Annotated in this window: 18 protein-coding genes; 12 read left to right on the top strand and 6 right to left on the bottom strand. The window is 73.0% G+C overall.

Annotated features, from left to right (window positions below; all coding sequences use genetic code 11):
* Positions 1–4 precede the first annotated feature (4 nt).
* Positions 5–793, bottom strand: a complete 789-nt coding sequence (locus tag H0S67_RS08135) for a glycosyltransferase 87 family protein (protein WP_180936182.1) — start codon at positions 791–793, stop codon at positions 5–7.
* A 93-nt stretch (positions 794–886) separates the two neighbouring features.
* Here H0S67_RS08135 and H0S67_RS08130 point away from each other — a divergent pair, with 93 nt between their 5' ends.
* The 3 genes from H0S67_RS08130 (at position 887) to H0S67_RS08120 (ending at position 5,127) form a co-directional block, all read left to right on the top strand.
* A complete protein-coding gene (locus H0S67_RS08130; RefSeq protein ID WP_180936181.1) occupies positions 887–2,608 on the top strand; it encodes a SulP family inorganic anion transporter in 1,722 nt (573 codons plus the stop codon).
* A 102-nt stretch (positions 2,609–2,710) separates the two neighbouring features.
* Positions 2,711–3,091 carry a response regulator gene (locus H0S67_RS08125; RefSeq protein WP_180936180.1) on the top strand — a complete coding sequence of 127 codons (381 nt, stop codon included), beginning with the start codon at positions 2,711–2,713 and terminating at the stop codon, positions 3,089–3,091.
* A complete protein-coding gene (locus tag H0S67_RS08120) occupies positions 3,088–5,127 on the top strand; it encodes a sensor histidine kinase (protein WP_180936179.1) in 2,040 nt (679 codons plus the stop codon). Before H0S67_RS08125 ends, H0S67_RS08120 begins: the two co-directional genes overlap by 4 nt.
* Before the next feature lie 16 nt (positions 5,128–5,143).
* On the opposite strand, the gene cls is transcribed toward H0S67_RS08120, so the two are convergent.
* The 3 genes from cls to H0S67_RS08105 are packed head-to-tail and all read right to left on the bottom strand — an operon-like array spanning position 5,144 to position 13,546.
* Positions 5,144–6,595, bottom strand: a complete 1,452-nt coding sequence (cls, locus tag H0S67_RS08115) for a cardiolipin synthase (protein ID WP_180936178.1) — start codon at positions 6,593–6,595, stop codon at positions 5,144–5,146.
* Positions 6,592–7,959, bottom strand: coding sequence for a chloride channel protein (locus H0S67_RS08110; RefSeq protein WP_180936177.1), 1,368 nt, complete (start codon positions 7,957–7,959; stop codon positions 6,592–6,594). Before H0S67_RS08110 ends, cls begins: the two co-directional genes overlap by 4 nt.
* A 49-nt stretch (positions 7,960–8,008) precedes the next feature.
* Positions 8,009–13,546, bottom strand: coding sequence for an ATP-binding protein (locus H0S67_RS08105; RefSeq protein ID WP_180936176.1), 5,538 nt, complete (start codon positions 13,544–13,546; stop codon positions 8,009–8,011).
* 379 nt (positions 13,547–13,925) lie between these two features.
* On the opposite strand from H0S67_RS08105, the gene hypF reads away from it, so the two are divergent.
* The 7 genes from hypF (at position 13,926) to H0S67_RS08070 (ending at position 20,079) form a co-directional block, all read left to right on the top strand.
* On the top strand, positions 13,926–16,229 hold the full coding sequence (gene hypF, locus H0S67_RS08100) for a carbamoyltransferase HypF (protein WP_219635571.1): 2,304 nt from the start codon (positions 13,926–13,928) through the stop codon (positions 16,227–16,229).
* Complete coding sequence (locus H0S67_RS08095; protein ID WP_180936174.1) at positions 16,220–16,561, top strand: HypC/HybG/HupF family hydrogenase formation chaperone; 342 nt, start codon at positions 16,220–16,222, stop codon at positions 16,559–16,561. Before hypF ends, H0S67_RS08095 begins: the two co-directional genes overlap by 10 nt.
* Positions 16,558–17,688, top strand: coding sequence for a hydrogenase formation protein HypD (gene hypD, locus H0S67_RS08090; RefSeq protein ID WP_180936173.1), 1,131 nt, complete (start codon positions 16,558–16,560; stop codon positions 17,686–17,688). The genes H0S67_RS08095 and hypD overlap by 4 nt, the downstream gene beginning before the upstream one ends.
* Positions 17,681–18,760 carry a hydrogenase expression/formation protein HypE gene (hypE, locus tag H0S67_RS08085; protein ID WP_246355215.1) on the top strand — a complete coding sequence of 360 codons (1,080 nt, stop codon included), beginning with the start codon at positions 17,681–17,683 and terminating at the stop codon, positions 18,758–18,760. The genes hypD and hypE overlap by 8 nt, the downstream gene beginning before the upstream one ends.
* A gap of 1 nt (position 18,761) precedes the next feature.
* Positions 18,762–19,055 carry a muconolactone Delta-isomerase family protein gene (locus tag H0S67_RS08080; RefSeq protein WP_180936172.1) on the top strand — a complete coding sequence of 98 codons (294 nt, stop codon included), beginning with the start codon at positions 18,762–18,764 and terminating at the stop codon, positions 19,053–19,055.
* The gene (locus H0S67_RS08075) at positions 19,045–19,443 is read left to right on the top strand and encodes a helix-turn-helix domain-containing protein (protein WP_180936171.1); all 399 of its coding nucleotides are present in this window, start codon (positions 19,045–19,047) and stop codon (positions 19,441–19,443) included. Before H0S67_RS08080 ends, H0S67_RS08075 begins: the two co-directional genes overlap by 11 nt.
* A gap of 162 nt (positions 19,444–19,605) precedes the next feature.
* Entirely contained in the window at positions 19,606–20,079 is a 474-nt protein-coding gene (locus H0S67_RS08070) for a hypothetical protein (protein WP_180936170.1), read from the top strand.
* 44 nt (positions 20,080–20,123) lie between these two features.
* Here H0S67_RS08070 and H0S67_RS08065 read toward each other — a convergent pair whose 3' ends face one another.
* On the bottom strand, positions 20,124–20,522 hold the full coding sequence (locus H0S67_RS08065; RefSeq protein WP_246355214.1) for an NUDIX domain-containing protein: 399 nt from the start codon (positions 20,520–20,522) through the stop codon (positions 20,124–20,126).
* 24 nt (positions 20,523–20,546) lie between these two features.
* The gene (locus tag H0S67_RS08060; protein ID WP_180936168.1) at positions 20,547–21,125 is read right to left on the bottom strand and encodes a GNAT family N-acetyltransferase; all 579 of its coding nucleotides are present in this window, start codon (positions 21,123–21,125) and stop codon (positions 20,547–20,549) included.
* 88 nt (positions 21,126–21,213) lie between these two features.
* On the opposite strand from H0S67_RS08060, the gene H0S67_RS08055 reads away from it, so the two are divergent.
* Entirely contained in the window at positions 21,214–22,869 is a 1,656-nt protein-coding gene (locus tag H0S67_RS08055) for a bifunctional 3'-5' exonuclease/DNA polymerase (protein ID WP_219635569.1), read from the top strand.
* A 246-nt stretch (positions 22,870–23,115) separates the two neighbouring features.
* Positions 23,116–24,447 carry an HNH endonuclease gene (locus tag H0S67_RS08050; protein WP_180936166.1) on the top strand — a complete coding sequence of 444 codons (1,332 nt, stop codon included), beginning with the start codon at positions 23,116–23,118 and terminating at the stop codon, positions 24,445–24,447.
* Positions 24,448–24,466: the final 19 nt, after the last annotated feature.

Here is a 24,466-nt window from a genome sequence, read left to right as displayed (position 1 = left end):
GTGGTCACCCGGAGGTGAGGCCGGCCCAGCTGGTCGAGGACGACCATCCGGAACATGTCGCTGCGAGCTGCGAGCCAGAACGGCACCGCGACCACCGCTGCGCGCTCACGCCGGCCGCGGCAGCCACACGGAGCGTCGCCCGGGTGCCGAGCCGCGACCGGCAGAGGAGCAGCACCACCAGGACCGGGACCACCGCCCAGATCTTGACGACCAGGGCGAGCCCCAGCGCGCAGCCGGCGAGGACCTGCGCGCGGCGGGAGCGCTCACCCAGCGGGTTGGCCAGCACCAGCAGCCCGACCAGGACGCCGAGGCTCACCAGCGGCTCGAGCCGGGTCGTCGTCTCGGTCACGGCGACCGGCTGCCACACGGCGTAGAACAGTCCCCCGGCCAGCGCGGCGACCAGGCCCAGCCGGCGTGCGACCCCCAGCACCAGCACGGCGTTCACGGAGCCGAGGAGCATCCACCCGATGCGCGCGCTCTCGAAGCCCAGCGCGTCGTGGGTGAGCCGACCGAGCACTGCGAACGGCGCCAGGGCCAGCACGATGCCGGGCGGGTGCAGCAGGATGAAGTCCCGGTAGGGCAGCCGCCCCCACACCAGGGCGTCGGCCGCCGAGTAGTAGACGCCGTCGTCGTAGGCCAGCTTCCCGTCGAGGCCGCTCCCGCGCAGCACCATCGCCAGCCGCACCGAGAACGCGGTCACCGCCACCGCCACCGCGGCGGCGGTCCACAGCCACGTCGGCTCCCGTCCCGGCGCGCCCGCGACGGAGGGTGCGAGTGGTCCGCCTGGGGACACGTGGACACCTCCCTGGCCCGACGCGATGCTGTTTCCCGAGGCTGGTTCCAGTGGACACCCGGCACCCAAGGGGTCAGAGGCAGGAGGCGCGCGATGGGCAGCTCCCATGAGCGTCCCGACCTGCGCCCGCCGGTGCTGTCCTGGCTGCGGGGCTACCGGCGGACCTGGCTGCGCGGCGACGTGCTCGCCGGCGTGACCATCACGGCCTACCTGATCCCGCAGGTGATGGCGTACGCCGAGGTGGCGGGTGTCCCGGCGGCGGTCGGCCTGTCGGCGGCGGTCGGATCCCTGCTGGCGTACGCCCTGCTGGGCTCGTCCCCCCAGCTGTCCGTGGGGCCGGAGTCGACCACAGCGCTGATGACCGCCGCGGCCCTCGGATCGGTGCCCGGCATCGCAGGCGACCGGTACGGCGAGTTCGCCGCTGCCCTGGCCCTCGTGGTGGCCGGCGTGTGCGCGGTCAGCTGGCTCGGCGGCCTGTCGTTCGTCTCGGAGCTGCTGTCGCGGCCGGTGCTGGTCGGCTACCTCACCGGCATCGCGGCGATCATGATCGTCTCCCAGCTCGGCAACCTGAGCGGGATCACCGTCGAGGCCGACGGCTTCCTCCCCGAGCTGGCCTACGTGGCGCGTCACCTCGACCGCGCCGACGCGTCAACCCTCGCGGTGGGCCTGGTGACGCTGGCCGGGATGCTCGTGCTCGCCGCTCTCGCACCGCGGGCCCCGGTGGCCCTGATCGGGATGCTCACCGCGTCGGCCGTCGTCGCGTGGTTCGACCTCGAGGCCAGTGGCGTCGCGGTGATCGGCTCGGTCCCCGCGGGGCTCGCCACGCCCGGCCTCCCCGAGGTGTCCGTGCACGACGTCCTCTCACTGGTGCCGGCTGCCCTCGGGGTGGCCTTCGTCGGCTACACCGACAACATCCTGACCGGCCGCGCGTTCGCCCACCGGCGCGAGCAGCGGATCGACCCCCGGCGCGAGCTCCTCGCGCTCGGGGCCGCCAACCTGGGCGCCGGCCTGATGCACGGCTTCCCGGTGAGCAGCAGCGGCAGCCGCACCGCCATCGGCGACGCCGCAGGCGGACGCACCCAGCTCACCGGGCTGGTCACCGTGGCCGCGACCGTGATCGCCGTGCTCGCGCTGCGACCGGTCCTGGAGGCCTTCCCGACGGCCGCGCTCGGCGCGGTGGTCGTGTACGCCGCCGTCCGCCTGATCGACCTCCCGGAGTTCCGCCGGCTGGCCCACTTCCGTCGCAGCGAGCTCCTGCTCGCGCTGACCACGACCGCTGCCGTCCTCGTGGTGGGGGTGCTCAACGGGATCGTGGTCGCGGTCGGGCTGTCGGTCTTCGACCTGATGCGGCGGGTGGCCCGACCGCACGACGCCGTCGAGGGCTTCGTCCCGGGTGTGCCCGGCATGCACGACATCTCCGACTACGCCGGGGCCGAACCCGTGCCGGGGCTGATGATCTACCGCTACGACTCACCCCTGTTCTTCGCCAACGCCGAGAACTTCCGCAGCCGGGCCCGGGCCGCCGTCGCCGAGTCCGCCGACCCGGTGAGGTGGTTCGTCCTCAACACCGAGGCCGTCGTCGAGGTCGACATCACCGCCGCGGACGCCCTGGAGACGCTGCGCCGCGAGCTCAGCGAGCGGGGCGTCGTCTTCGGGCTGGTCCGCATGAAGATGGACCTGCGCGACGAACTGGCCCCCACCGGCATCCTCGAGCGGATCGGCGAGCAGTACCTCTTCCCCACCCTGCCCACCGCGGTCGCGGCGTACCGGGACTGGCTTCGCACGCACGGCGCCCCGAGCGGGGATGGCTGCTGATCCACCCGCCCGGCGAACGCGCGGCCGTGTCGCGGGTGCGCTTCGCGCCCGGACGGGCCTCCGGCGTGGTTGGCTGGTGCCCCGCACAGAGGAGGAGAGCACGTGGCCCGCGTGATGGTGGTCGAGGACGACGAGGACGTCGGCGACTGGATCGCCTACTGCTTGCGACAGGACGACCACGAGATCGTGTCGGTGCCCAGCTCGGAGCTGGCGCTGGAGGGCCTGCGAGCCGACGCGGCCGAGGCACCGGACCTGGTCGTGCTCGACTACGCCCTGCCCGGCATCGACGGCGTCGACCTGCTCGAGACGCTGCGCGGGGCCGACCCGGACCTCCCGGCGGTCTTCGTCACCGTCCAGTGGACCGGGAAGACCCTGCAGCGCATCGACGCCACCGGCGCCGAGCGCCTCGCCAAGCCGTTCGAGCCGCAGGACCTGCGCGACGCCGTACGCCGGGCGCTCGCCGGCAGGAGGTCATCGGGATGACCGTGCTCCGTCGGCTCGGGACGTCGGCGCTGTTCGCGACACTCTTCGTCCTCACCGGACTCCTGGGGCGCCTCACCGTCGTCCCCGACACCACGCTCGCGCTGGTCTGGCCGGCGTCGGGGGTGGCGGCCGTGTGGTTCGCGACCACGGGATGGACCCGCTGGCTGGCGGTCGACGCGGCCGCCCTGGTCGTGGCCAGCTGGGCCGTCAACGACGCGACCGGAGCCGGCACCGACCTCGCCCTCGGACTGGCTGCCGCCGCGCTGGTCCAGGTGCTCACGCTCGGCGCCCTCCTCACGCGCTGGTGCCCGCAGCTGTGGGGGCCGCGGGCGTCCGACGGCACCGGGCTCACCCGGTTCGTCGACGTCGGAAGGCTGCTGGCAGCGGCGGCGCTCGCCTCGTCGGCCTCTGCCCTCCTCGGGCCGGCCTCGGCACTGTCGCTGACGCGCTCCGACGAGCTGGTCCTCGGTTCGTGGGTGGTCCGCAACGCCGTGGGCATCGTCGTCATCCTCCCGCTCGGGCTGATGGCGTGGCACTGGTTGCTGAACCTCGGAGCCGATGGTGGGCCCGACAGCGCCCGCACGCGTCCTCCCCTCGCGCGCACCGCCGAGCTCGCGGCCCTCGCGCTCGTCACCGCGGCGACCTGCTGGCTGGTCTTCGCGGTCAACCGCGACCTGCCGGTGCCGTTCCTGCTGCTCGCCACGAGCGTCTGGGCGGGCAGCAGGTTCCGCCCTGCTGTCGCCGCCTCGCACACGGTCCTGGTCGGTGCGGCCGTGGTCGCCCTCACTCTCCACGGGCTCGGCCCCTTCTCCGGGATCGCCGAGGGTGACCAGCGCGCCCTCGTCGTCCAGACCTATCTCGGGCTCGCCGCCCTGCTGACCCTGGCCCTGGCCGTCGGCCGGCTCGAGACCACCGCCCTCACCGCCCGCCTCACCCACTCGGAGCGCCAGGCGACCAGCCAGGCGACGCTGGTGCGGGCCATCCTCGACTCCATGGCCGACGGCGTCACGGTGGTCGACGCGGCCGGCCAGGTGGTGCTGCGCAACCCGGCGGCCTCGCTGCTGGTGGGCGACCTGCCCGGGGACAGTCTCGAGTCCATCCCGCCCTCGGCCTACGGCCTGCTGCGCCCCGACGGCACGTCGGTGGCGCCCACCGAGATGCCGGTGGCGCGGGCCCTGGCCGGCGAGCGCGTCGTCGACGTGGACCTGTTCGTGCGCAACCCGGCGATCCCCGACGGCCGCCTGCTCGAGGTCAGCGCCACCCCGTTGCCCGACACCGACCCGCCGTCGGCCGTCGTCGTCTTCCACGACGTCACCGCCGACCGGCGCGAGCGCGACGAGCTGGCGTCGTTCGCGGGCGTCGTGGCCCACGACCTGCTCAACCCGCTGACCACCGTCGAGGGTTGGTCCGAGGCGTTGGCCGACGAGATCGCGGCCCCGGAGCCGCCCGACCCGGACCTGCAGGCGCACCACCTCGACCGCATCCAGCGCGCCGCCCGCCGGATGCGCGACCTCATCAACGACCTCCTGGCCTACACGACCGCGCGCGACCTCAAGATCAACCCGGTCCCGGTCGACCTGACCGCGATGGTGGAGGACGTCGCCCGGGGCCGCGCCGAGGCGAGCCGGGTCAAGGGCGGGCAGTCGCCGGTGATCACGGTCGGACCGCTCCCTCCGGTGCTGGCCGAGCCCGTGCTGCTGCGCCAGGTCGTCGACAACCTGCTCGGCAACTCCGTCAAGTACGTCGCCCCCGGCGTCCGGCCCGAGATCGAGGTGTCCGCACACCGCGACGACGACCTGGTCGTGCTGGAGATCCGCGACAACGGCATCGGCATCCCGGCCGACCAGCACGCGCGCGTCTTCGACACGTTCCACCGCGCGCACGCCGAGGGCTACCGGGGCACCGGCCTGGGCCTGTCGATCGTCAAGCGCATCGTCGAGCGCCACGGCGGCAGCATCACCGCGAGCGACAACCACGCGACGGGTGGCACCACCATGGCGCTGACCCTGCCGGCGGCGGCCACCGGCGAGGGCTGAGCCGGGCTGCGGAGCCCTACAGCAGCCGGGAGAACAGCCGGCACAGCGAGTTGCGCAGCGTCGCCCACCTGCTCAGGGCGGCCAGGTCGGCGAGCGTGACCTCGGAGCAGTGGGCGAGGTCGCGCTCGTACTGCTCGCCGCAGGTCCGCGCGACGCCCTGGTCGTAGAACACCGAGACGACCTCGTCGTGCAGGATCAGGCTGCGGATGTCCCAGTTGCAGGTGCCGATGATCGCCAGGTGCTCGTCCATGGTCACCGTCTTGGAGTGCAGGAAGCCGGCGTCGTAGGTGAAGACCCGCACGCCCGCCCGCAGGATCGTCCCGAAGTAGGCGTGCGCCGCGTTGAACGGCACCTTCTTGTCCGGGTGGCCGGTCATCATGAACCGGACGTCCACCCCGCTCGAGGCCGCGACGCACATGGCCGTCAGCAGCGGCTCGTCCGGGATGAAGTACGGCGACTGGATCCAGACCCGGTCCCGGGCGTTGGTGAGCGCGACGACGAAGACGTCCCGGATCGTCGGGAACGCCGTGGACACGCTCGAGTGCAGCACCTGCACCGGCACCCCCTCGTCCACGGGATGGTCCACCAGGAGCTCACCGCCCGCGGGGAAGACGTCCTCCTCGCGGCCGTTGAGGAGCCAGGTGTCGGCGAACAGCCGCAGGTAGACCGCCACCACCGGCCCGGTCATCCGGAAGTGCGTGTCGCGCCAGGTCTCGAAGCGCTTGCCGCCGTCGATGTACTCCTGCCCCATGTTCATGCCGCCGGAGTAGACGACCGCGTTGTCGACGAAGGCCATCTTCATGTGGTTGCGGTAGTTCAGCTGCCGCGGCCGCTTGTAGCAGGGCGCAACCACGGCGCCCGCCCGCGCGAGCTGCTCCAGCTCGTCCTTCTTGTACGGCAGCGAGCTCAGCCAGTCGAAGAGGATGTGCACCCGGACGCCGGCGTGGATCCGGTCCAGGAGGATGCCGGTCACCTCGGCCGTGAGCTCGTCCTTCTCCCAGATGAGGTACATCAGGTCGATCCGCTCGCGGGCGCCCCGCAGGTCGGCGAGCAGGTCACGGAACTTGTCGGCCCCCGCGAAGTACAGCCGCACGCTGTCCGCCGGCACCGGCACCGACCCGCCCTCACGGTGGCCCGCTGACTCGACGCGCTGACCCGGGGTCCCGTCCAGCGCGGCCACCGCGGCCTTCGAGAAGTCTCGGCTGGCCGCGAGGACCGGCGCGAGGTCGCGCTGGTCCATCTGGTGCAGCCGCGAGCGCTGCTGGCCGCGCTGGTGGGTCTCCTTGCGCTGGTTGCGGCCGACGAAGAAGTAGGCGACGACGCCGAGGACCGGGATGAGCACGATGACGAACAGCCAGGCCAGCAGCACGCTGGGGTCGCGGTCGTCGGTGAGCAGTGCGACGACGACGCCCACGACCGCGGCGACGACGAGCACGGTGGCGAGCGTGGCCAGGATGGACAAGATCATGGCGCGGCCGCCCCGTCTGCCGTCGACGGCCTGGGCGTGAGCCGCGCCGACACGACGTACGACGTCACCACGCCGACGATGATCAGCGGCATCAGGCTCGCTGCGTCACTGAGCAGCAGCAGGGAGGGCAGCAGCACCGACACCAGCGGCAGCCTCAGCATGGCGACCGAGAACGCACCGATCCCGATCCCCACCCCGCCGATCGTCGAGAGCCCGGGCAGCTGCGCGGCCAGGAGGCCCAAGGCCCCACCGAGGAACATGCCGGGGAAGACCGGGCCGCCGCGGAAACAGCTCAGGGAGAGGCTGTAGGCCACGCCCTTGCACGCCAGCAGCAGGACCAGCGCGCCCGCGGACCAGCTCGACGACTGGTGAACCAGGTCAGGCAGCGCTTCCTGCCCGGAGAACAGGACGAACGACGCGTCCTTGTCGGTCACCGCCTCGAACAGGATCGCCGCCAGCGCCACCAGCACCCCGACCACCGGGGTGAGGAGCACCTGGCGCCGCTCGACCAGCGGCTGAAGCCACAGCGCACCGGTCGTGACGAGCCGACCCAGGATCGCGGCCACGACGCCGATCGCCACCGCCCAGGCGAGCTCCGCGACCGTCGGCGCCGTGGAGGCAGGGAGATTCGGGATCGTCAGCGAGAAGGTGCCCAGACCGGTCCAGCTGTCGAGGCCGATGAAGATCAGGGCGCCGATGCCCGCGGCGAGCAGGCCCGGGACCAGCACGACGCCCATCATCGGCCCGGCCAGGCCGGCCGCCTCCATGAGCAGGAAGGCACCGGTGAGCGGGGAGCCCATGAGCGTCGCGATCGCGGCGAAGCTGCCGGCCGCGGCGATCACCCCGACGGCCTGCTGAGGCGCGTCCTTCTTGACCAGGAGCACCGCCAGCACGCCCAGCCCGCTGCCCAGGGCGATCAGTGGCGCCTCGGGCCCGAGCACGGCGCCCAGGCACAGGGTGGCCAGGGCGGCCAGCACGACGGCCGGCAGGTCCCGGGGCTCGACCGGTCCCCCCGCCTTGAACCCCTCGGCCGGGCGGTGGCCCCCGGTGCCGGGAAGGTAGTGCAGCGTCAGGCCGACCAGCAGGCCGCTGAGCGCCAGTGGCAACACCGGCCACCACAGCGGCGAGCCCAGGCCGAGGTCCTGGGGCAGGTCGGTGAAGGCGAGGGTCTGCACCTTGGCCACGAAGGCCAGGAAGAAGTACGCGACCGCGGCGACCGGGATGCCGACCAGGGCTCCCAGGACGAGCAGGGCGACGTAGCTCTTGCTGCGCAGCAGCTCGACTGGATCAGGCGCAGCCGGGGCGGCGGGGGCGGGCGGTGCCTCCCCCGTCGTCGACTTCGCGCGGCTCAGATCGTCTCCCATGCTCGGTCCTCCTGGGACCGAACATTCCGCCACGCACCGGCCCGGCGCATCACCCCAGGTGGGTGACCCCGCCGGACCGGGCGTGGTCCTCGATGACGCGGATGATCTCGGGGCGCAGCCTCGAGGCCGGGATGACCGCGTCGACCGATCCGACCTCCACCGCCCGGTGGATGTTGTGGATCCCGTCGAACTCCGCGGCCACCTCGCTGATCTTCTCCGCCCGGATGGCGGCCCGCACCTCGGCCTGCTCGACGACCAGCCTGCTGCGCTCCGAGCCGGTCGCCTCGCCGATCCGCGCCTCCAGGTCACGCACCGCGGGGCTCGCCGCGGTCCGCTTCTCGACCTCGCCCGTGAACACGACGGCCGCCGCCGGGGCCCCGCCGATGACGGAGGCGAACGACCCCTCCAGCGCCAGCACCGTCATGTTCGGGTTCAGCGCCTTGGAGAACACGACGAACGCGCCGCCGTGGTAGCGCGAGATGACGCAGAAGACGATCGGCCCCTCGAAGTTGACGATCGCGCGGCCGATCTCGGCGCCGTACTCGAGCTGGAGGTTTCGCATGGAGTCGGGCGACCCGTCGAAGCCGGACAGGTTGGCCAGCACGACCAGCGGGCGGTTGCCGCTGGCGGCGTTGATGGCGCGCGCCGCCTTCTTCGACGACCGCGGGAACAGCGTGCCGGCCGTGTAGGTGTCCGGGCCGTCGGTGGGCGGGAAGCCGCGCCGCCGCACGGGCCGCGACTCGATGCCCAGCAGGCAGACCGGGTAGCCGCCCAGGTGGGCGTCCTGGACCACGGCGGTGTCGGCGTCGGCCATGCCGGCCCAGCGCTCGAGCGTCGGGTGGTCCTGGTCGGCCAGCGCCCGCATCACGGTGCGGATGTCGAAGGCCTTCTTGCGGTCCGGGTTGGTCACCGAGGAGAAGATCTCGCCGACCGTGCGGAAGTCGCTGCCCTCGGCCTCGTGCGGGTACGACGAGACGTCGCGGTCCGTCGTGTCCGTCGTCGGGGCGCGCCGCGGACCCTGCTCCCCCGGCACCACGTAGGTGTGCTCGTAGTGCGACAGCAGGATCTCGAAGGCACCCGCGAGGTTCGGCGCCCAGTACTGCGCCTGTCCGTTGGGACCCATCACCCGGTCGTAGCCACCGATGCCGTAGTTGTCCTCCGCCGACACACCGCCGGAGAAGTCCAACGACTGCTTGCCGGTGAGGACCATGGCGCTGTCCGGCGTCATCACGAGGATGCCCTTGGTGTGCATGAGCATCGTCGCCTCGGCGTTCCAGTAGGGCTGGGCGCCGACGTTGATGCCGGCGACGACCACGTTGATCTCGCCCCCGGCCTGGGTGAACTCCACGATCCGGCGCAGGGCGGCCGCGACCCAGTCCATGTTCTCGGTGCCCGAGTCCATCGAGATCCGGGCTCCGGCCGACAGCGCGAACCACTCGACCGGGACCCGCATCTCCTCGGCCAGGTCGAGGGCCGCGATGACGCGCAGGCACTCCGGCTCGGAGACCGAGCCCAGCGACTTGGTCGGGTCGCCGCAGAGCACCACCCGGGTGACGCCCTCGGGGTGCAGCGGGGTCGGGGTGGTGACGACCGCAGTCAGGATGCCGGCCTTGTTCAGGCCGTGCGGCCGGTCGACCGGGACCAGCCGGCCGGTGTCGTCGAGGTCGTGCTCGACCAGGGTGCCGCTCGGGCCGGTCAGCACCGACTCGAGCTCGTAGGGGTAGACCAGCCCGCGACGGCGGGCACGGACGACCTTGCCCGCGTAGTCGTCGAGCGGGCGCAGCAGCTCCGTCGGCGGCTCCTCGACCGAGGAGACCACCCCCGCCCCGGGCTGGGCACCGAAGCGCACCGCGACGGGGACCGGCGCGCCGCCCGCGACGGCGACACGGCCCTGTGCCAGCACCTCCTCGATGCCGGCGCCGTCGGTGAGCGGGCGGATCTTGTTGCCCAGCGCGGTCAGGCCGCCCTCGTCGATCTCGACCACGGGCCACACGTGCACCCAGACGTGGTTCATGTCGAGCTTGGCGCCCGCCGCCCCGCGTGCCACCCGGGCCCGCCGGATCGCCTCGAGGCAGTTCTCCACGGCTCGCTCGGCGTGCGGCAGGCCGGTGACCCTGCCCTCGTCGTCACGCACGATGGCGAGCTGGCGCACCTGGGCCAGCGCCACCAGACGACGGTCGGCGGGGTTCTCGTGGGCGACGCACTCGTAGAGCAGCACGTCCTCGGGCGCCTCGATGCGGGTCACGTCGAAGTTGCGGAGCCGCCACAGGTTCAGCCGCCGACCGACCATCGGGTGCACGCCACGGGTGAGGTCGTCCTCGGCGACGCCGCCCTCGGCGGCGGGCCGGAAGGCGTAGTAGCCGACCGGCCGGGCTCCTCCGGCGCACACGGCGACCGAGACCCGGCGTACGTCGCGGGCGAAGGGCAGCGCCTCGACCAGCGGCCGCAGGTGCTCGCTCGCGGCGTCCGCCGACTCGGGAGCCTCCGGCCAGTGCAGATAGAGGTCCACCACGGCCTCGTCGCCCTCGCGTCGCCCGGCGAGGTGCGTGGCGACCGCGGTGGCCAGCCCGCCGGCAGGGTCGGCCAGCTCGGTGACGGTGCCGATCGACGACACCAGGCGGGTCGGGCGACCGTCCAGCGTGTAGTCGGCGACCACGAAGGGCCGGTCGGCGCTCTCGATGGTCTGCAGGTCGTGGAGGTCGAACTCCCGGTAGTGGCGTCGGGCGAGCACCTCGAGCATCGGCTCCCGGGCCGGCACGCCGTCCTCGAGCCGCTCGGCCAGGAACCGGACGATCTGCTCCGGGATGGCCGCGAGCGCCTCGATCCGGTCGGCACGGTCGGTCAGGCCACCGTTGGCCACCAGTGCGGCGAGCTCGTCGCGGACGCCAGCGAGGACGTCGGCGCGCTCGGCGTCGACCGACGGCTGGTCGAACCAGCGGAACCGCACGCTGCGGGCGAGGTCGCCGACCACCGGGTAGCGCAGCTGGGTGGCGCGACCGAGCCGCTCCAGCAGCTGCCTTGCCCGTACGGCGAGCTCACCGGTCGGCGGCGGCTCGTCGATCCAGGTCCCGAGCACCGCGGACGCGAGGGCCACCTCGGGGGCGGAGCGCTGCTGGGCCAGGAAGATCCGGAAGACCGCCTCCTCCATGGCCGGGGTCCGGTCGAGACCCTCGACCCCGTAGTGGTGCAGCACGCGCAGCAGCCGGTCGCGGAACTGCTCGGGCAGGCCGCCGCGCTCCACGTCGAGGCTCTGCAGGTAGGTGTGGAAGTGCTCGCGGGAGCTGTGCACCCGCAGCTCGGTGTGCCTCTCCTCGTCGGCGGGCCGGTTGCGGCTCAGCTCGGCGAGGTCGGCGAACGTTCCCAGCAGCGTCATCTCGTCGGCGACCGCCGACACGCCCTCGGCGGTGAGCTCCGTGCGCGCGGCGAGGTACTCGGCCAGCGGGCCGTTCTGGTCCTGCGGCGGCACGTCGTAGCCGAGGACGACCGCGCTCAGCGCCTCCCGGGCCCGCGCCGCGCGCTCGGCGGGCGAACGCCCGGTCTCCGGCTCCGGCAGGTCCAGCGCGGGTCCGGCCACCTCGACCGCGACCTCCTCGCTGCCGTCCCCGAGGGGCTCGAGGCGGACCAGCGCGGCGCCGGTCTCCACCTGGCTGCCGGTGATCACCAGCAGCTCCTTGACCCGGGCCGCGAACGGCGCCTGCAGCACCGTCTCCATCTTCATGGACTCCAGCACCAGGACCGGGGCACCTGCCTCGACCTCCTCGCCGACCGCGGCGGGGGTGGCGACCACCAGCGCGGGGGCGGGCGAGCGCAGCACGCCGCCCTCGTCCCGGCTGACCCGGTGGGCGACGCCGTCGACCTCGACCAGTGTGCTGGGGCCGTGCGTGGCGGTGACGACGTGGTGACGCCGCCCGCCGACGACCAGCCGGCGGTGGTAGTCGTCGATCCGGTCGAGCTCGACGTCGACCGTCTGCTCGGCACCGCCGGAGGCGACGGTGACGCGGTAGTGCGACGGGCCGGTGTTGACCGTCGAGACGTGGTACGTCGTGCCGCGGAGCTTGAGCTCCACCGGACGACCCGCCTGGTGCTGGGCCTGCGGGCGACCGCCGTGCGCGGTCTCCAGCAGGCGGGCCACCTCGATCTGGAGCTCGTCGGCGTACGCCTCGATCGCGGCCGCGACCACGGCGACCCCGGCATGCCGCTGGGCCACGAGCCGGCCCTCGGCCCGGACCCGGTCGATCCAGCTGGTGTCGGCCCACGCAGGGACTCCGTCGACCACCTCGGGCTGGTCGAGAAGCTCGAGCACGAAGCTCTTGTTGGACGTGCCGCCCTCGATCACGACCGTCGTCCCGGTCATGGCGCGCCGCAGCCGCGCGAGCGCCTCCGCGCGGGTGGGCGCGTAGGCGATGATCTTCGCGATCATCGAGTCGAAGTCGGACGGGATCGTGTCGCCCTCGGCGACGCCGGTGTCCACGCGGATGCCCGGGCCGGCCGGCAGCTCGAGGCGGGCGATGTGGCCCGGGGCCGGCGCGAAGTCGCGGTCGGGGTCCTCGGCGTTCAGGCGCGCCTCGATGGCGTGCCCCCGCTCCACCGGTCGCTCGCCCTCGAGGCGGCCGCCACCGGCGACGTGGATCTGCGCCTTGACCAGGTCGACGTCGGTGGTGGCCTCGGTGATCGAGTGCTCGACCTGCAGCCGGGTGTTGACCTCGAGGAAGGCGAAGGTCCGCTCGCCGGGGTGGTAGAGGAACTCCACGGTGCCCGCGCCGACGTACCCGACGGCGAGCGCCAGGCGCTCCGCCGCAGCCTTCAGCTCGTCGGTCTGCTCGCGGGAGAGCAGCGGCGAGGCCGACTCCTCGATGACCTTCTGGTTGCGGCGCTGGATGGAGCAGTCGCGCACCCCGATCGCCCAGGCGGTGCCGTGAGCGTCGGCGATCAGCTGCACCTCGACGTGACGGGCCCCGGTGACCAGGCGCTCCAGGAACACGGTGCCGTTGCCGAACGCCCGGGCGGCCTCGTCCCGGGTCCGCTGGTAGGCGTCCTCGAGCTCGGCGGCCGACGCCACCATGCGGATGCCGCGGCCGCCGCCGCCGGCGGTGGCCTTCAGCATCAGCGGGTAGCCGATCTCCTTGGCCGCCACCAGGGCGTCCTCCAGCGTGTCGACGGGGCCCCGGCTCCACGGGGCCACGGGCACGCCGACCTCCTCGGCGATCAGCTTCGAGCCGATCTTGTCGCCGAGCTTGCGCATCGCCTCCGCGCTCGGGCCGATGAAGGTCACCCCGAGCCGGTCGCACAGGTCCACGAACGCCGGGTCCTCCGCCACGAAGCCCCATCCGGGCCACACCGCGTCCGCGCCGGTCTCGACCAGCGCGCGCTCGAGGACGGCCAGGTCGATGTACGGGCGTGCGGAGGCCGGGCCGAGGTCGTACGACACGTCGGACTCGCGCACGAACATCGCGTGGCTCTCGCCCTCGGTGTGCAGGGCGACCGTCTGGATGGGCCCCCCGCCCGACGCGTTGATCTCCCTGACTGCGTGGATCAGCCGCATCGCGGCCTCCCCGCGGTTCACGATCGCGAGACGTGTGAACGCCATCAATAACCTCCGTCGGAGCGGCCCGTCGGGAGGCCGCCGCTGCGACCTCCAACTGGCAACCTGTCACGAGTGGCCGGTTACGAGCCAGTCACATCGCCGACGGCGTGGTGGCGCGGGCGCCCGGCGGCCGCGATTCACGCCCCTGTCGCAGATCGGGTACGGGCGTCAGACGACTCTGGACCCCCGAGTCCGCGAGTCGTAGATTGCTGGACAGCCAGAGTTCCTGCCGACCTACCAGCAACGACTGCCTCGTCGGCCCGGCGGACCCGAACGGGGAGGGTTCCCGCCCACCGGACCACCCGACAGCCGCGCACCGGGGATGCGAGTGCCGATGACGGGCCCGAGCCGACTCACGCCTCGCCTGAGGCGGCGGGTGCGCGTGCGCGGCGTCGTCCAGGGCGTGGGCTTCCGCCCCCACGTCTACGCACTCGCCCGCTCCCTCGACCTGGCCGGCGCGGTCTGGAACACCGCCGACGGCGTGGTGGCGGAGGTCGAGGGCCGCGACGCCGACGTCGACGCGTTCTGCGACCGGGTCGGGGCGGAAGCGCCGCCGCTGGCGGTCGTCACGGACGTCTCGGCCACCGACCTGCCCGCCACCGGCGGGACCTCCTTCACGATCAGGGACTCCGAGCACGCACGGGGGCGGACCTTCGTCTCCCCCGACGTCACGATCTGCGACGACTGCCTCGACGACCTGCTCGACCCCGGGAACCGTCGCCACCGGCACCCGTTCGTCACCTGCACGAACTGCGGACCGCGCTTCACTATCACCACGGCACTCCCCTACGACCGGCCGGCCACGACCATGGCCGGCTTCGCGATGTGCGCCGCCTGCGCCCGCGAGTACGCCGACCCGGGCGACCGCCGCTTCCACGCCCAGACGGTGTGCTGTCCCGACTGCGGGCCGCGACTGTCCCTCGCCCGACCCGGGCGCGGCACGACGTACGGCGACGCGGCGCTGGCCGAGGCGCGCAGCCTGGTCTCGGCGGGGGCGGTCGTCGCGGTCAAGGGCATCGGCGGCCACCACCTCGTCTGCGACGCCACCAGCGAGTCGGCGGTGGCCACGCTGCGCAAGCGCAAGCAGCGCGGGGACAAGGCGTTCGCGATCATGGTCCGCACCCTCGAGGAAGCCCGGGAGGTGGTGGACCTCGACGTCGAGGAGAGCCGCCTGCTGACGAGCCGGGCCCGCCCGATCTTGCTCGCGGCGCGGCGGCCGGGTGCCGCGGTCGCGGCCGGGGTGGCTCCCGGCAGCGCCGACCTCGGGGTGATGCTCCCCTACACCCCGCTGCACCACCTGCTGCTCGGCCTGCCCGGGGATCCGCCCGGCCCGGCGGCACTGGTGATGACCAGCGGCAACCTGTCCGGCGAGCCGATCGTGACCGACGACGAGGTGGCCCGGCAGCGGCTGGCCTCCCTCGCCGACGCCTGGCTGGGGCACGACCGCAGGATCCACGTGCCCTGCGACGACTCGGTGAGCCGGGTGGTCGGCGGCCTCGAGTCCCCGGTCCGCCGCTCCCGCGGCCACGCCCCGCTGCCGCTCGACCTGCCGTTCGAGGTGACGCCCGCGCTTGCGGTCGGCGGCGACCTGAAGAACACCTTCTGCCTCGCCGAGGGGCGGTTGGCCTGGCTGTCCGGCCACGTCGGTGACATGGACGACCTCGCCACGCTCGACGCGTTCACCGGGGCCGTGGCGCACCTCGAGATGCTCACCGGCGTGGCTCCGGTGGCGCTCGCGGCCGACCGCCACCCGGCGTACCGGTCCCGGCGGTGGGCCCGCGACCAGGCGGGTGACCGGGTCGTGCACGAGGTCCAGCATCACCACGCCCACGTGGCCTCGACCATGGCCGAGCACGGCGTGCCCACCGACGTACGGGTGCTCGGCGTCGCCTTCGACGGCACCGGCTACGGCGACGACGGCGCGGCGTGGGGCGGGGAGTTCCTCGTCGCCGACTACGCGGCGTACTCCCGGGCCACCCACCTCGGCTACGTGCCACTGCCGGGCGGCGACGCCGGGGTCCGCAACCCGTGCCGGATGGCGCTCTCCCACCTGCGCAGCGCCGGCGTGGCGTGGGACGACCGCCTTCCCTGCGTCGCGGCCTGCGGCGACGACGAGCTGGCGCTGCTCGGGCGTCAGCTCGACACGGGGCTCCGCTGCGTGCCGACGTCCAGCATGGGGCGGCTCTTCGACGCCGTCGCCTCGATCGCCGGCATCCGGCACCGGGTCGGGTACGACGCGCAGGCCGCCATGGAGCTCGAGTCGCTCGCGCGTACGGCCGACCCGCGAGGCGGCTACCGCTTCGGCCACGACGGAGACGCCGTCGACCCGGGTCCGGTGGTCGCCGAGGTCGTCGCCGACGTGCTCGCCGGCGTCCCGGCGGCCGTCGTCGCCGCCCGCTTCCAGCTGTCCGTGGTCGACCTGGTGGTGACGGTGCTCTGCCGGCTGCGCGAGGAGACCGGGCTCGCCCGGGCGACGCTCAGCGGCGGGGTCTTCCTCAACGCCTGGCTCACCGGGCACTGTGCCCGGACCCTGGGCGAGCAGGGCTTCGAGGTCCTCCGGCACCAGCGCGTCCCGGCGAGCGACGCCGGCCTCGCCCTCGGCCAGATCGCGGTGCTCGCCCACCGCACCCCCACGCCCGACAGGCGGCGTACGACGCCACCGGAACAGGAGCAGCCATGTGCCTAGCGGTCCCGGGACAGGTCCTGGAGATCACCGAGCGCGACGGGACCCGCGTCGCGCAGGTCGACTTCGGCGGGGTCACCAAGGAGGTCTGCCTGGAGTACGTCCCCGACCTCCAGGTGGGCGAGTACACCATCGTTCACGTCGGCTTCGCGCTCCAGCGCCTCGACGAGCAGTCGGCGCTCGAGACGCTCGAGATCTTCCGGCAGATGGGCGAGCTCGACGCGGAGTTCGGGGACCACTGGGGGCGCGCGGCGGAGCAGGCCGGCCTCCCCCGGCCCGACGCGGCACAGGCCGATCGAGAAGCGGGGGCCGATCGAGAAGGAGGAGCGCTGTGAAGTACCTCGACGAGTTCCAGGACCCCGCGCTGGCCGAGCGCCTGCTCGACGACATCAGGGCCACCGTCACGAAGCCGTGGGCGATGATGGAGGTCTGCGGCGGCCAGACGCACTCGATCATCCGGCACGGCCTCGACCAGCTGCTGCCCGACGGCATCGAGCTGATCCACGGGCCCGGCTGCCCGGTCTGCGTCACCCCGCTCGAGGTCATCGACAAGGCGCTCGAGATCGCGGCGCGGCCAGAGGTGATCTTCTGCTCCTTCGGCGACATGCTGCGGGTCCCCGGCAGCGAGAAGGACCTCTTCCGCGTCAAGAGCGCCGGCGGCGACGTCCGGGTCGTCTACTCCCCGCTCGACGCGCTCACGCTCGCCCGCGAGAACCCCGACCGGCAGGTGGTCTTCTTCGGCATCGGGTTCGAGACCACCGCCCCGCCGAACGCGATGACGGTCTACCAGGCCAAGAAGCTGGGAGTGGACAACTTCAGCCTGCTGGTCAGCCACGTCCGGGTCCCCCCGGCGATCGAGGCGATCATGACCTCCCCGGTCTGCCGGGTGCAGGCCTTCCTCGCCGCCGGGCACGTCTGCACGGTCATGGGGATGGGCGAGTACCCCGCGCTCGCCGAGCGGTTCGGCGTCCCCATCGTGGTCACCGGCTTCGAGCCGCTCGACATCCTGGAGGGAATCCGGCGTACCGTCCACCAGCTCGAGGAGGGCCGGCACGAGGTCGAGAACGCCTACCCCCGCGCCGTGTCCCCGGAGGGGAACCCGGTCGCGATCCGGATGCTGGAGGACGTCTTCGAGGTTGTCGACCGCTCCTGGCGCGGCATCGGGATGATCCCGCAGAGCGGCTGGCGGCTCTCCGAGCGCTACCGCGAGTACGACGCCGAGGAACGCTTCCGGGTGGGCGACATCCACACCCAGGAGTCCTCGGTGTGCCGCAGCGGCGAGGTGCTGCAGGGCCTGATCAAGCCGCACGAGTGCTCGGCGTTCGGCACGCTGTGCACCCCGCGGAACCCGCTCGGCGCGACCATGGTTTCCAGCGAGGGGGCCTGCGCCGCCTACTATCTCTACCGGAGGATGCAGGTGCCCACCTCGGGCGACGCCCGGGAGGTGAGCTCCGTTGGCTGAGCCACTCACCCTCACCGGGTCGGCACCCAGCTTCGAGGGCTGGACCTGCCCGCTCCCCCTGCGCGACAGCCCCACCATCGTGATGGGGCACGGCGGCGGTGGGGCCATGTCCGGCGAGCTGGTGGAGCACGTCTTCCTGCCGAGCTTCGCCGACGCCTCGCTGGCGCAGCTCGCCGACTCGGCCGTGCTCGACGTGGCCGGGTCCCGCCTGGCGTTCTCGACGGACTCCTTCGTCGTCCGGCCGCTGTTCTTCCCCGGCGGGAGCATCGGCGACCTGGCGGTCAACGGCACGGTCAACGACCTCGCGATGAGCGGGGCGCGGGCGCTCTTCCTCTCCGCGGCGTTCATCCTCGAGGAGGGCACCGACGTCACGCGGATCGGCGCCGTCGCCCAGCGGATGGGCGAGGCGGCGGCCCGGGCGGGCGTCCGCATCGTCACCGGCGACACCAAGGTGGTGGAGTCCGGCCACGGGGACGGGGTCTACGTCAACACCGCCGGGATCGGGATGGTCCCGGCCGGCGTGGACATCAGGCCGGACCGCGCCGAGCCGGGTGACGTGGTCATCGTCAGCGGTGACATCGGGATGCACGGCATCGCCGTGATGAGCGTGCGCGAGGGGCTCGAGTTCGGCACCGAGGTGGTGAGCGACTGCCAGCCGCTGGGCGACCTGGTCGCGACGATGCTCGCGGTCACTCGCGACCTGCACGTCCTGCGCGACCCGACCCGGGGCGGGGTGGCGACCTCGCTCAACGAGATCGCCCGCGCCTCCGGGGTGGGCATCAGCCTCGACGAGCGGAGCCTCCCCATCCCCGAGGTGGTCGCCAACGCCTGCGCCTTCCTCGGCCTCGACCCGCTCCAGGTGGCCAACGAGGGCAAGCTGCTCGCATTCGTCCCCCGGGCGCGGGCCGACGAGGTGCTCGCGGCGATGCGGGACCACCCCGCCGGGGCAGGCGCGACCATCATCGGCGAGTGCGTCGAGAGCCACCCGGGCATGGTGTCGGCCCGCACCGGCTTCGGGGCCTCCCGGGTCGTGGACCTGCCGATCGGCGAGCAGCTCCCGCGGATCTGCTGAGATGAAGTTCCTCGCCCTGTGGCAGCTGGAGCAGGCCCTCCTGTCGGATGCGATGGTCCGGGCCATCGCCCGGATGCCCGAGTACGGCCGGCGGCTCGAGCAGGAGGGGAAGGTGCTGATGCGCTACCACATCGTGGGGGCGCACGGAGGCGCGTGGATCTACGACGTCGACTCGCACGAGGAGCTCGAGAGGCTGCTGGCGATGGCGCCGGTCTTCAACTTCGCGAGGTACACCCTCCACCCCCTGGCGGACATGACCGGGGCCGACATGACAGGAGCGAGCGATGACGGCTGAGGTGAGCCGCAGGCTCCAGTCCTACGACGAGCTCGGAGCACACCGCCACCTGGTGGTCAGCGAGCGGCTGCGGCTGCGTCGCCGCGAGCTCGGGCTGACCCAGAAGGAGGTGGTGAGCAGGCTGCGGCGGATCGGCGTCGTCACCACCAACAAGGCGCTCTCCAGCCTCGAGCACGGGGCCGGGCTCGACGTCGGGAAGCTCCCCGAGATCGCCCGCGCCCTCGAGTGCTCGCTGACCTGGCTGGTCGGTCTGACCGACGACCCGGCGAGCTGGGAGCCGGACTTCGAGCACTGGCCCGGCCGGCGCCGCAGCCCCCGGCCGCCCGCCCGGCCATCCGATCACGCGACCTCGGTGGGCGTGCCGCCTATCCTCGGGCCGCTGCACTGAACGCGAGGCGAGCGTTGGCCGTACGGCGCGGGTGGATCGGATCGCTGCCCTGTCGATCGCCGCAGGAACGCGGTCTAATGGCGGGGGGAAAGCCGTCATGGGTGGCACCGGCTGCTTCTCGGGCTTTCGACGGCCGGAGATCTGAGCCGATGAGGAGCCGACATGTCACTCTCACGCGGGATTCGACGAGCAGGAACGACAGCCGGAGTGGTTGTCCTCGCGGTCGCCGGAGGGGCGGCAGTGCCGGCGAACGCCGCCGACTTCGTGTTCCCGTCCTGCCCCGGGTTCGACGTCGGTCTCACGCCGCTGTCCAGTCACGGCAATCCGGTCCAGGCTGGTCCCCGGGCGGTCGTGGCGGCGGGCAGCGGGACAAGCATCCTGGACAACGAGACGACGGGAGCGAAGATCCCGTTCCATGGTGCGGGCGCCTTCAAGGTGGCAGAGAACCCCGACGGCTCCCTCACCCTCACCTCGACGGGACGAACGCTCGTGTTCTTGTTCGACACTGACTCCGGTGGACCCGCGACGACCCTGTACACAGGTCCGGTCGTGAGCACCGTGAGCGCTGACGGAACGTTGACCGTCGTCTCGCACAGTGGCGGAACCGTCGACGTCTGCGCACTCCTCGGCAGCTGACCGAGCGCCCTCAGCTCCAAGCACGATCGGTCGCATCCACGTCGTCAGGCACGCGAAGGGGCTTCGTCGTCGAGCACCAGCGGAAGCAGGGCTCGGGTCGTGTCAGTGAGATCGAGAACCGAGGTGGTGCCGGGCTCCACGAAGACGATCTGCCGTCCCTCACCGCAGACGACGGCTTCGTCCGTCAATGAGGTGCGCGCGGTGAAGAGGTCCACCAGGTCCCGCCCGTGGAATGCGCAGGGCAGGTCGTGCTGACCCAACCAGACGAGGTCGTCGCAGACGATCCCGGTCTCCTCTTCGAGCTCTCGACAGGCAGCGGCCTCTGGCGATTCGCCCTCTTCAACCCCTCCGCCGACCAGGCACCACTTGTCGGGCTCGACCGGTGCGTGCTCGTCGCGCTCCTGGAGCAGGATCCAACCTCGCGCGTCGACCAGCCCGATCATGACTACCGACTGCATCGCTGAAACCTAGGGCACCCGGAGCGGTTCGGGCTCGGAGGACGGCCGCCACTCCCGCCTGAGCAGTCCGTAGACCCACGAGTCCGACACGTCGCCGTTCACGACGCAGTCCTCCCGCAACGTCCCTTCCCGCACGAATCCGAGCTTCTCCAGGACGCGGGCGGATGCCACGTTGCGCGTGTCGGTCTCGGCCTGGACTCGATTCAGGTCGAGTGAGTCGAACGCCCACTGCAGCACGGCACGGGCGGCCTCGGTCGCGTAGCCCTGGCCCCAGGCTGCCTCGTCGAGGACGTAGCCGATCGCGGCGCTGCGGTAGTCCGGGTTCCATCGGCTCAGGGCGCACCAGCCGAGGAACGCCCCGTCGGAAGCACGCTCCAGGGCCAGCCGCGCCCCGCTGCCGTCCTCTGCCATCTGCCGGCAGGCCGCGATGAAGCGGTCGGCGCGCGAACGGTCGCTCCAGGGCGGCGCGTCCCAGTAGCGCAGCACGTGGGCATTGCTGTGCATCGCGAAGAGCGGGTCCGCGTCCGCGCTTGTGAAGGGACGCAGTCGCAGGCGAGCACTGTGCAGCGTGGGAGTCGGCAACGGCATGCGCGTCATCCTGCCTCGGCGCAGGCAGCCGAGTGCTCAGCGACAGGCGGCTGCAGTGATGTCGGCGCGGGGTGCCAGTGTGTGCCGCGTGGCTCGCATCTCGCTCTCACGGCTGCCGGGTGAGCGTGCGCTGGTCGTGGGCGACGGGAGCGAGCACGAGATCGCGCTGTCCGACCTGCCGGCGTTCGTGCGCGCTCGCGAGGCGGACGACCCGGACGGGCAGCGCTGGGTCTGGGACGACACCGCTCGCTGGTACCCGCCGCTGCTCGCGGCCGGGGTGCGGGTCGAACGCTGCCACGACCTGCGGCTGGGGCACCGGTTGCTCCTGCGGGCGCCGGCTGTGGACACCTCGCTGCTGGTCGGGGAGCAGTCGGAGCACTGGGACGTGCTGGGCCCCAGCACTCCGTCGGATCCGGTGCTCTTCGCCGCCGACGACGTCAGCGAGCACCTGCGCGCCGATCTCGAGGACGCACGACAGCTCGCCGCGGTCGCGGCGTCACCGGAGAAGGCGCGACTCTCGTTGCTGCTCGCCGCCGAGTCCGCCGGGGCCCTCGCCGCCGCCGAGATGACGTACGCCGGGGTGCCCTGGCGCGTCGACGTGCACGAGCGGCTGCTGAGCGACCAGCTGGGGCCGAGGCCGCCACGCGGCACCAGGCCGGTCAGGCTCGAGGCGCTGGCCGACGACGTACGCTCCGCGCTCGGGGCGCCGGGCCTCAACCCCGACTCGAGGCCCGAGCTGCTCGCCGCGCTGCGCCGGGCCGGGCTCGAGGTGACCGACACCCGAGCCTCGACCCTGCGCGCGCTCGACGACCATCGCACCGCGCCGCTGCTGCGCTACAAGCAGCTGGCCCACCTCTTCTCCACCAACGGGTGGACCTGGATCGACCAGTGGGTCAGCGACGGGCGCTTCCGGCCCTCCTACCAACCCGCGGGGTCGGCCACGGGTCGGTGGTCGTCCAACGGCGGAGGCGCCCTGTCGTTCCCGGCCCAGGTGCGCCCGGCGGCCGTGGCCGACGACGGCTGGACGCTGGTCGTCGCCGACGTCGCACAGCTGGAGCCGCGCGTGCTGGCCGGCATGAGCGGCGACCCCGCTCTCGCGCGGTCGGCCCGAGGCACCGACCTCTACCAGGGCATGGTCGACGACGGCGCGGTCGCGAGCCGCTCCGAGGCCAAGCTCGGCCTGCTCGGAGCGATGTACGGCGCCACCAGCGGCCAGAGCGGTCGCATGGTGGCCGGCCTGACGCGGCGCTACCCGCGCGCCTTCGGCCTCGTGGAGGAGGCCGCCCGCGCCGGCGAGCGGGGCCAGGTGGTGCGCACCCTGCTGGGCCGCGGGTCCCCGGGCCTGACCGACGCCTGGGACCACGACCCCGAAGGCAGTCAAGTGAGTGCCGACCGACAAGCAGTGCTGGACCGCCAGCGCCGCGCGTACGGCCGCTTCACCCGCAACTTCGTCGTGCAAGGCACCGGCGCCGAGTGGGCGCTGTGCTGGATCGCCGACCTGCGCAACCGGCTGTGGCGACTGCGCGGCACCGGCCCGCTCACCACCCGGCCGCACCTGGTCTTCTTCCTTCACGACGAGGTCGTCGTGCACACGCCCGCCGACCTCGCCGAGGCCGTCGTCGAACAGGCTCGCGAGGCGGCCACGAACGCCGCGGGCCTGTTGTTCCGGGACCTGACGGTCGACTTCCCGCTGAACGTGTCGGTCGTGCGCTCCTACGCCGAGGCCGGCAAGCCGGGGCCGTGACCGAGCCGCAGGACGTCGAGGAATGACTGTCCCGTCTGAGTCTGCTGCGAGGACCCGAGCGCGCGTGGGTCCGCCGCCGGCGCTGCTCAGAGCTCTCGCACCGTGATCAGGCTGCCGCCGTGGAAGGCGCGCGTCGACGACATGCCCGCAGTGTGCCAGCGGCGCGGACGCGCGGACCTCGTCGCATTCACCGTTCGTGTGGACGACCCATTGCGTGTGTCCAGCCATCGAGGTAGACTCGAACACATGATCGATTCCGTCGCAACGCTCGGCACCCTGCCGGTGCAGGCGTGGACGGACGCGCTCGCCGGGACGGCCCTCCCTGACGGCGGCGCCGAGCAGATCGACGAGATCCGCGCGCTCGAGGAGCTGGTGTGCGCTGCGCAGGCGCGGCAGACCCGGCTTGCGGCGGCGTTCGACGTCGCGGAGCGCGCGCGGCAGCAGGCGGCCGGGGTGGCCGCCGCCCAGCAGGGTCGTGGGGTCGCGGAGCAGATCGCGCTGGCTCGTCGTGAGTCACCGCACCGTGGTCGCCAGCACCTGTCCCTCGCCAAGGTCGCCCACGAGCTGCCGCACGCGATGGAGGCGTTCCGTCGGGGGCTGGTCACCGAGTGGCGGGTCACCACCCTGGCTCGCGAGACCGCGCGCCTGTCCCTCGAGGACCGCCTGGCCGTCGACCGTGCGGTCGCCGGTGACCCCGTGGGGTTCAGCGGCTGCTCCGACCGCACCGCCTTCGCCGAGGTCCGCAAGCTGGTCGCCCGCCTCGACCCGGCCGCGGTCGCCGAACGCCGGCGCCGCGCCGAGGCAGAGCGCCGCGTCACGATCCGGCCGGCACCCGACACGATGGTCCACCTCACCGCCCTCCTGCCGGTCGCCCAGGGAGTCGCGGTGTACGCCGCCCTCACCGCCGAGGCCGACCGGCTCCGCGCCGCCGGCGATCCCCGCGGGCGCCACCAGGTCATGGCCGACACCCTCGTCACCCGCGCCACCGGCGCTCCGGCTGTCGACGGCCGTCCGGTGGTCCCGGTCTCGGTGGGCCTGGTGATGACGGATCGTGCGCTGCTCGCCGGCGCCCACGACGACACGGCACTGGTCGACCACGGCCCCGTCCCCGCCGACCTGGCCCGATCCCTGGTCCTGCACGCGGTCGAGGCCGGCACCCGGACCTGGGTGCGCCGCCTCTACCGCCACCCCGAGTCCGGTGAGCTGGTCGCGATGGACTCCCGCCAGCGTCGGTTCCCCCACCAGCTCGCCACCTTCCTGCGCTACCGCGACCAGTGGTGCCGCCACCCCTGGTGCGGTGCGCCCATCCGCCACGCCGACCACGTCGTTCCGGTCTCCGAGGAGGGTGACACCACCGCCGACGGTGGCCAGGGTCTCTGCGGGTCCTGCAACTACGCCAAGCAGGCACCCGGCTGGCGCCAGCAGCCGCGCCCCGACCCCGCCGGGCAGGGCAGGCACACCGTCGACCTGACCACCCCCACCGGCCACCGCCACCGCTCCACCGCGCCACCCCTGCTCGGCCCGCGACACCCCGCCTTCCGACAGGTCGAACCCGGCCGGTGGGTCCTCATCGCGTGAGCCCGCCCTCAGCGGTGCG

Origin of the sequence: Nocardioides ungokensis (genome assembly GCF_013466985.1) — a bacterium.
GTDB classification, from domain to species: Bacteria; Actinomycetota; Actinomycetes; order Propionibacteriales; family Nocardioidaceae; genus Nocardioides; species Nocardioides ungokensis.
The sequence above is the reverse complement of the archived record's forward strand: the minus strand, read 5'-3'. Positions and strand labels throughout refer to the sequence as shown.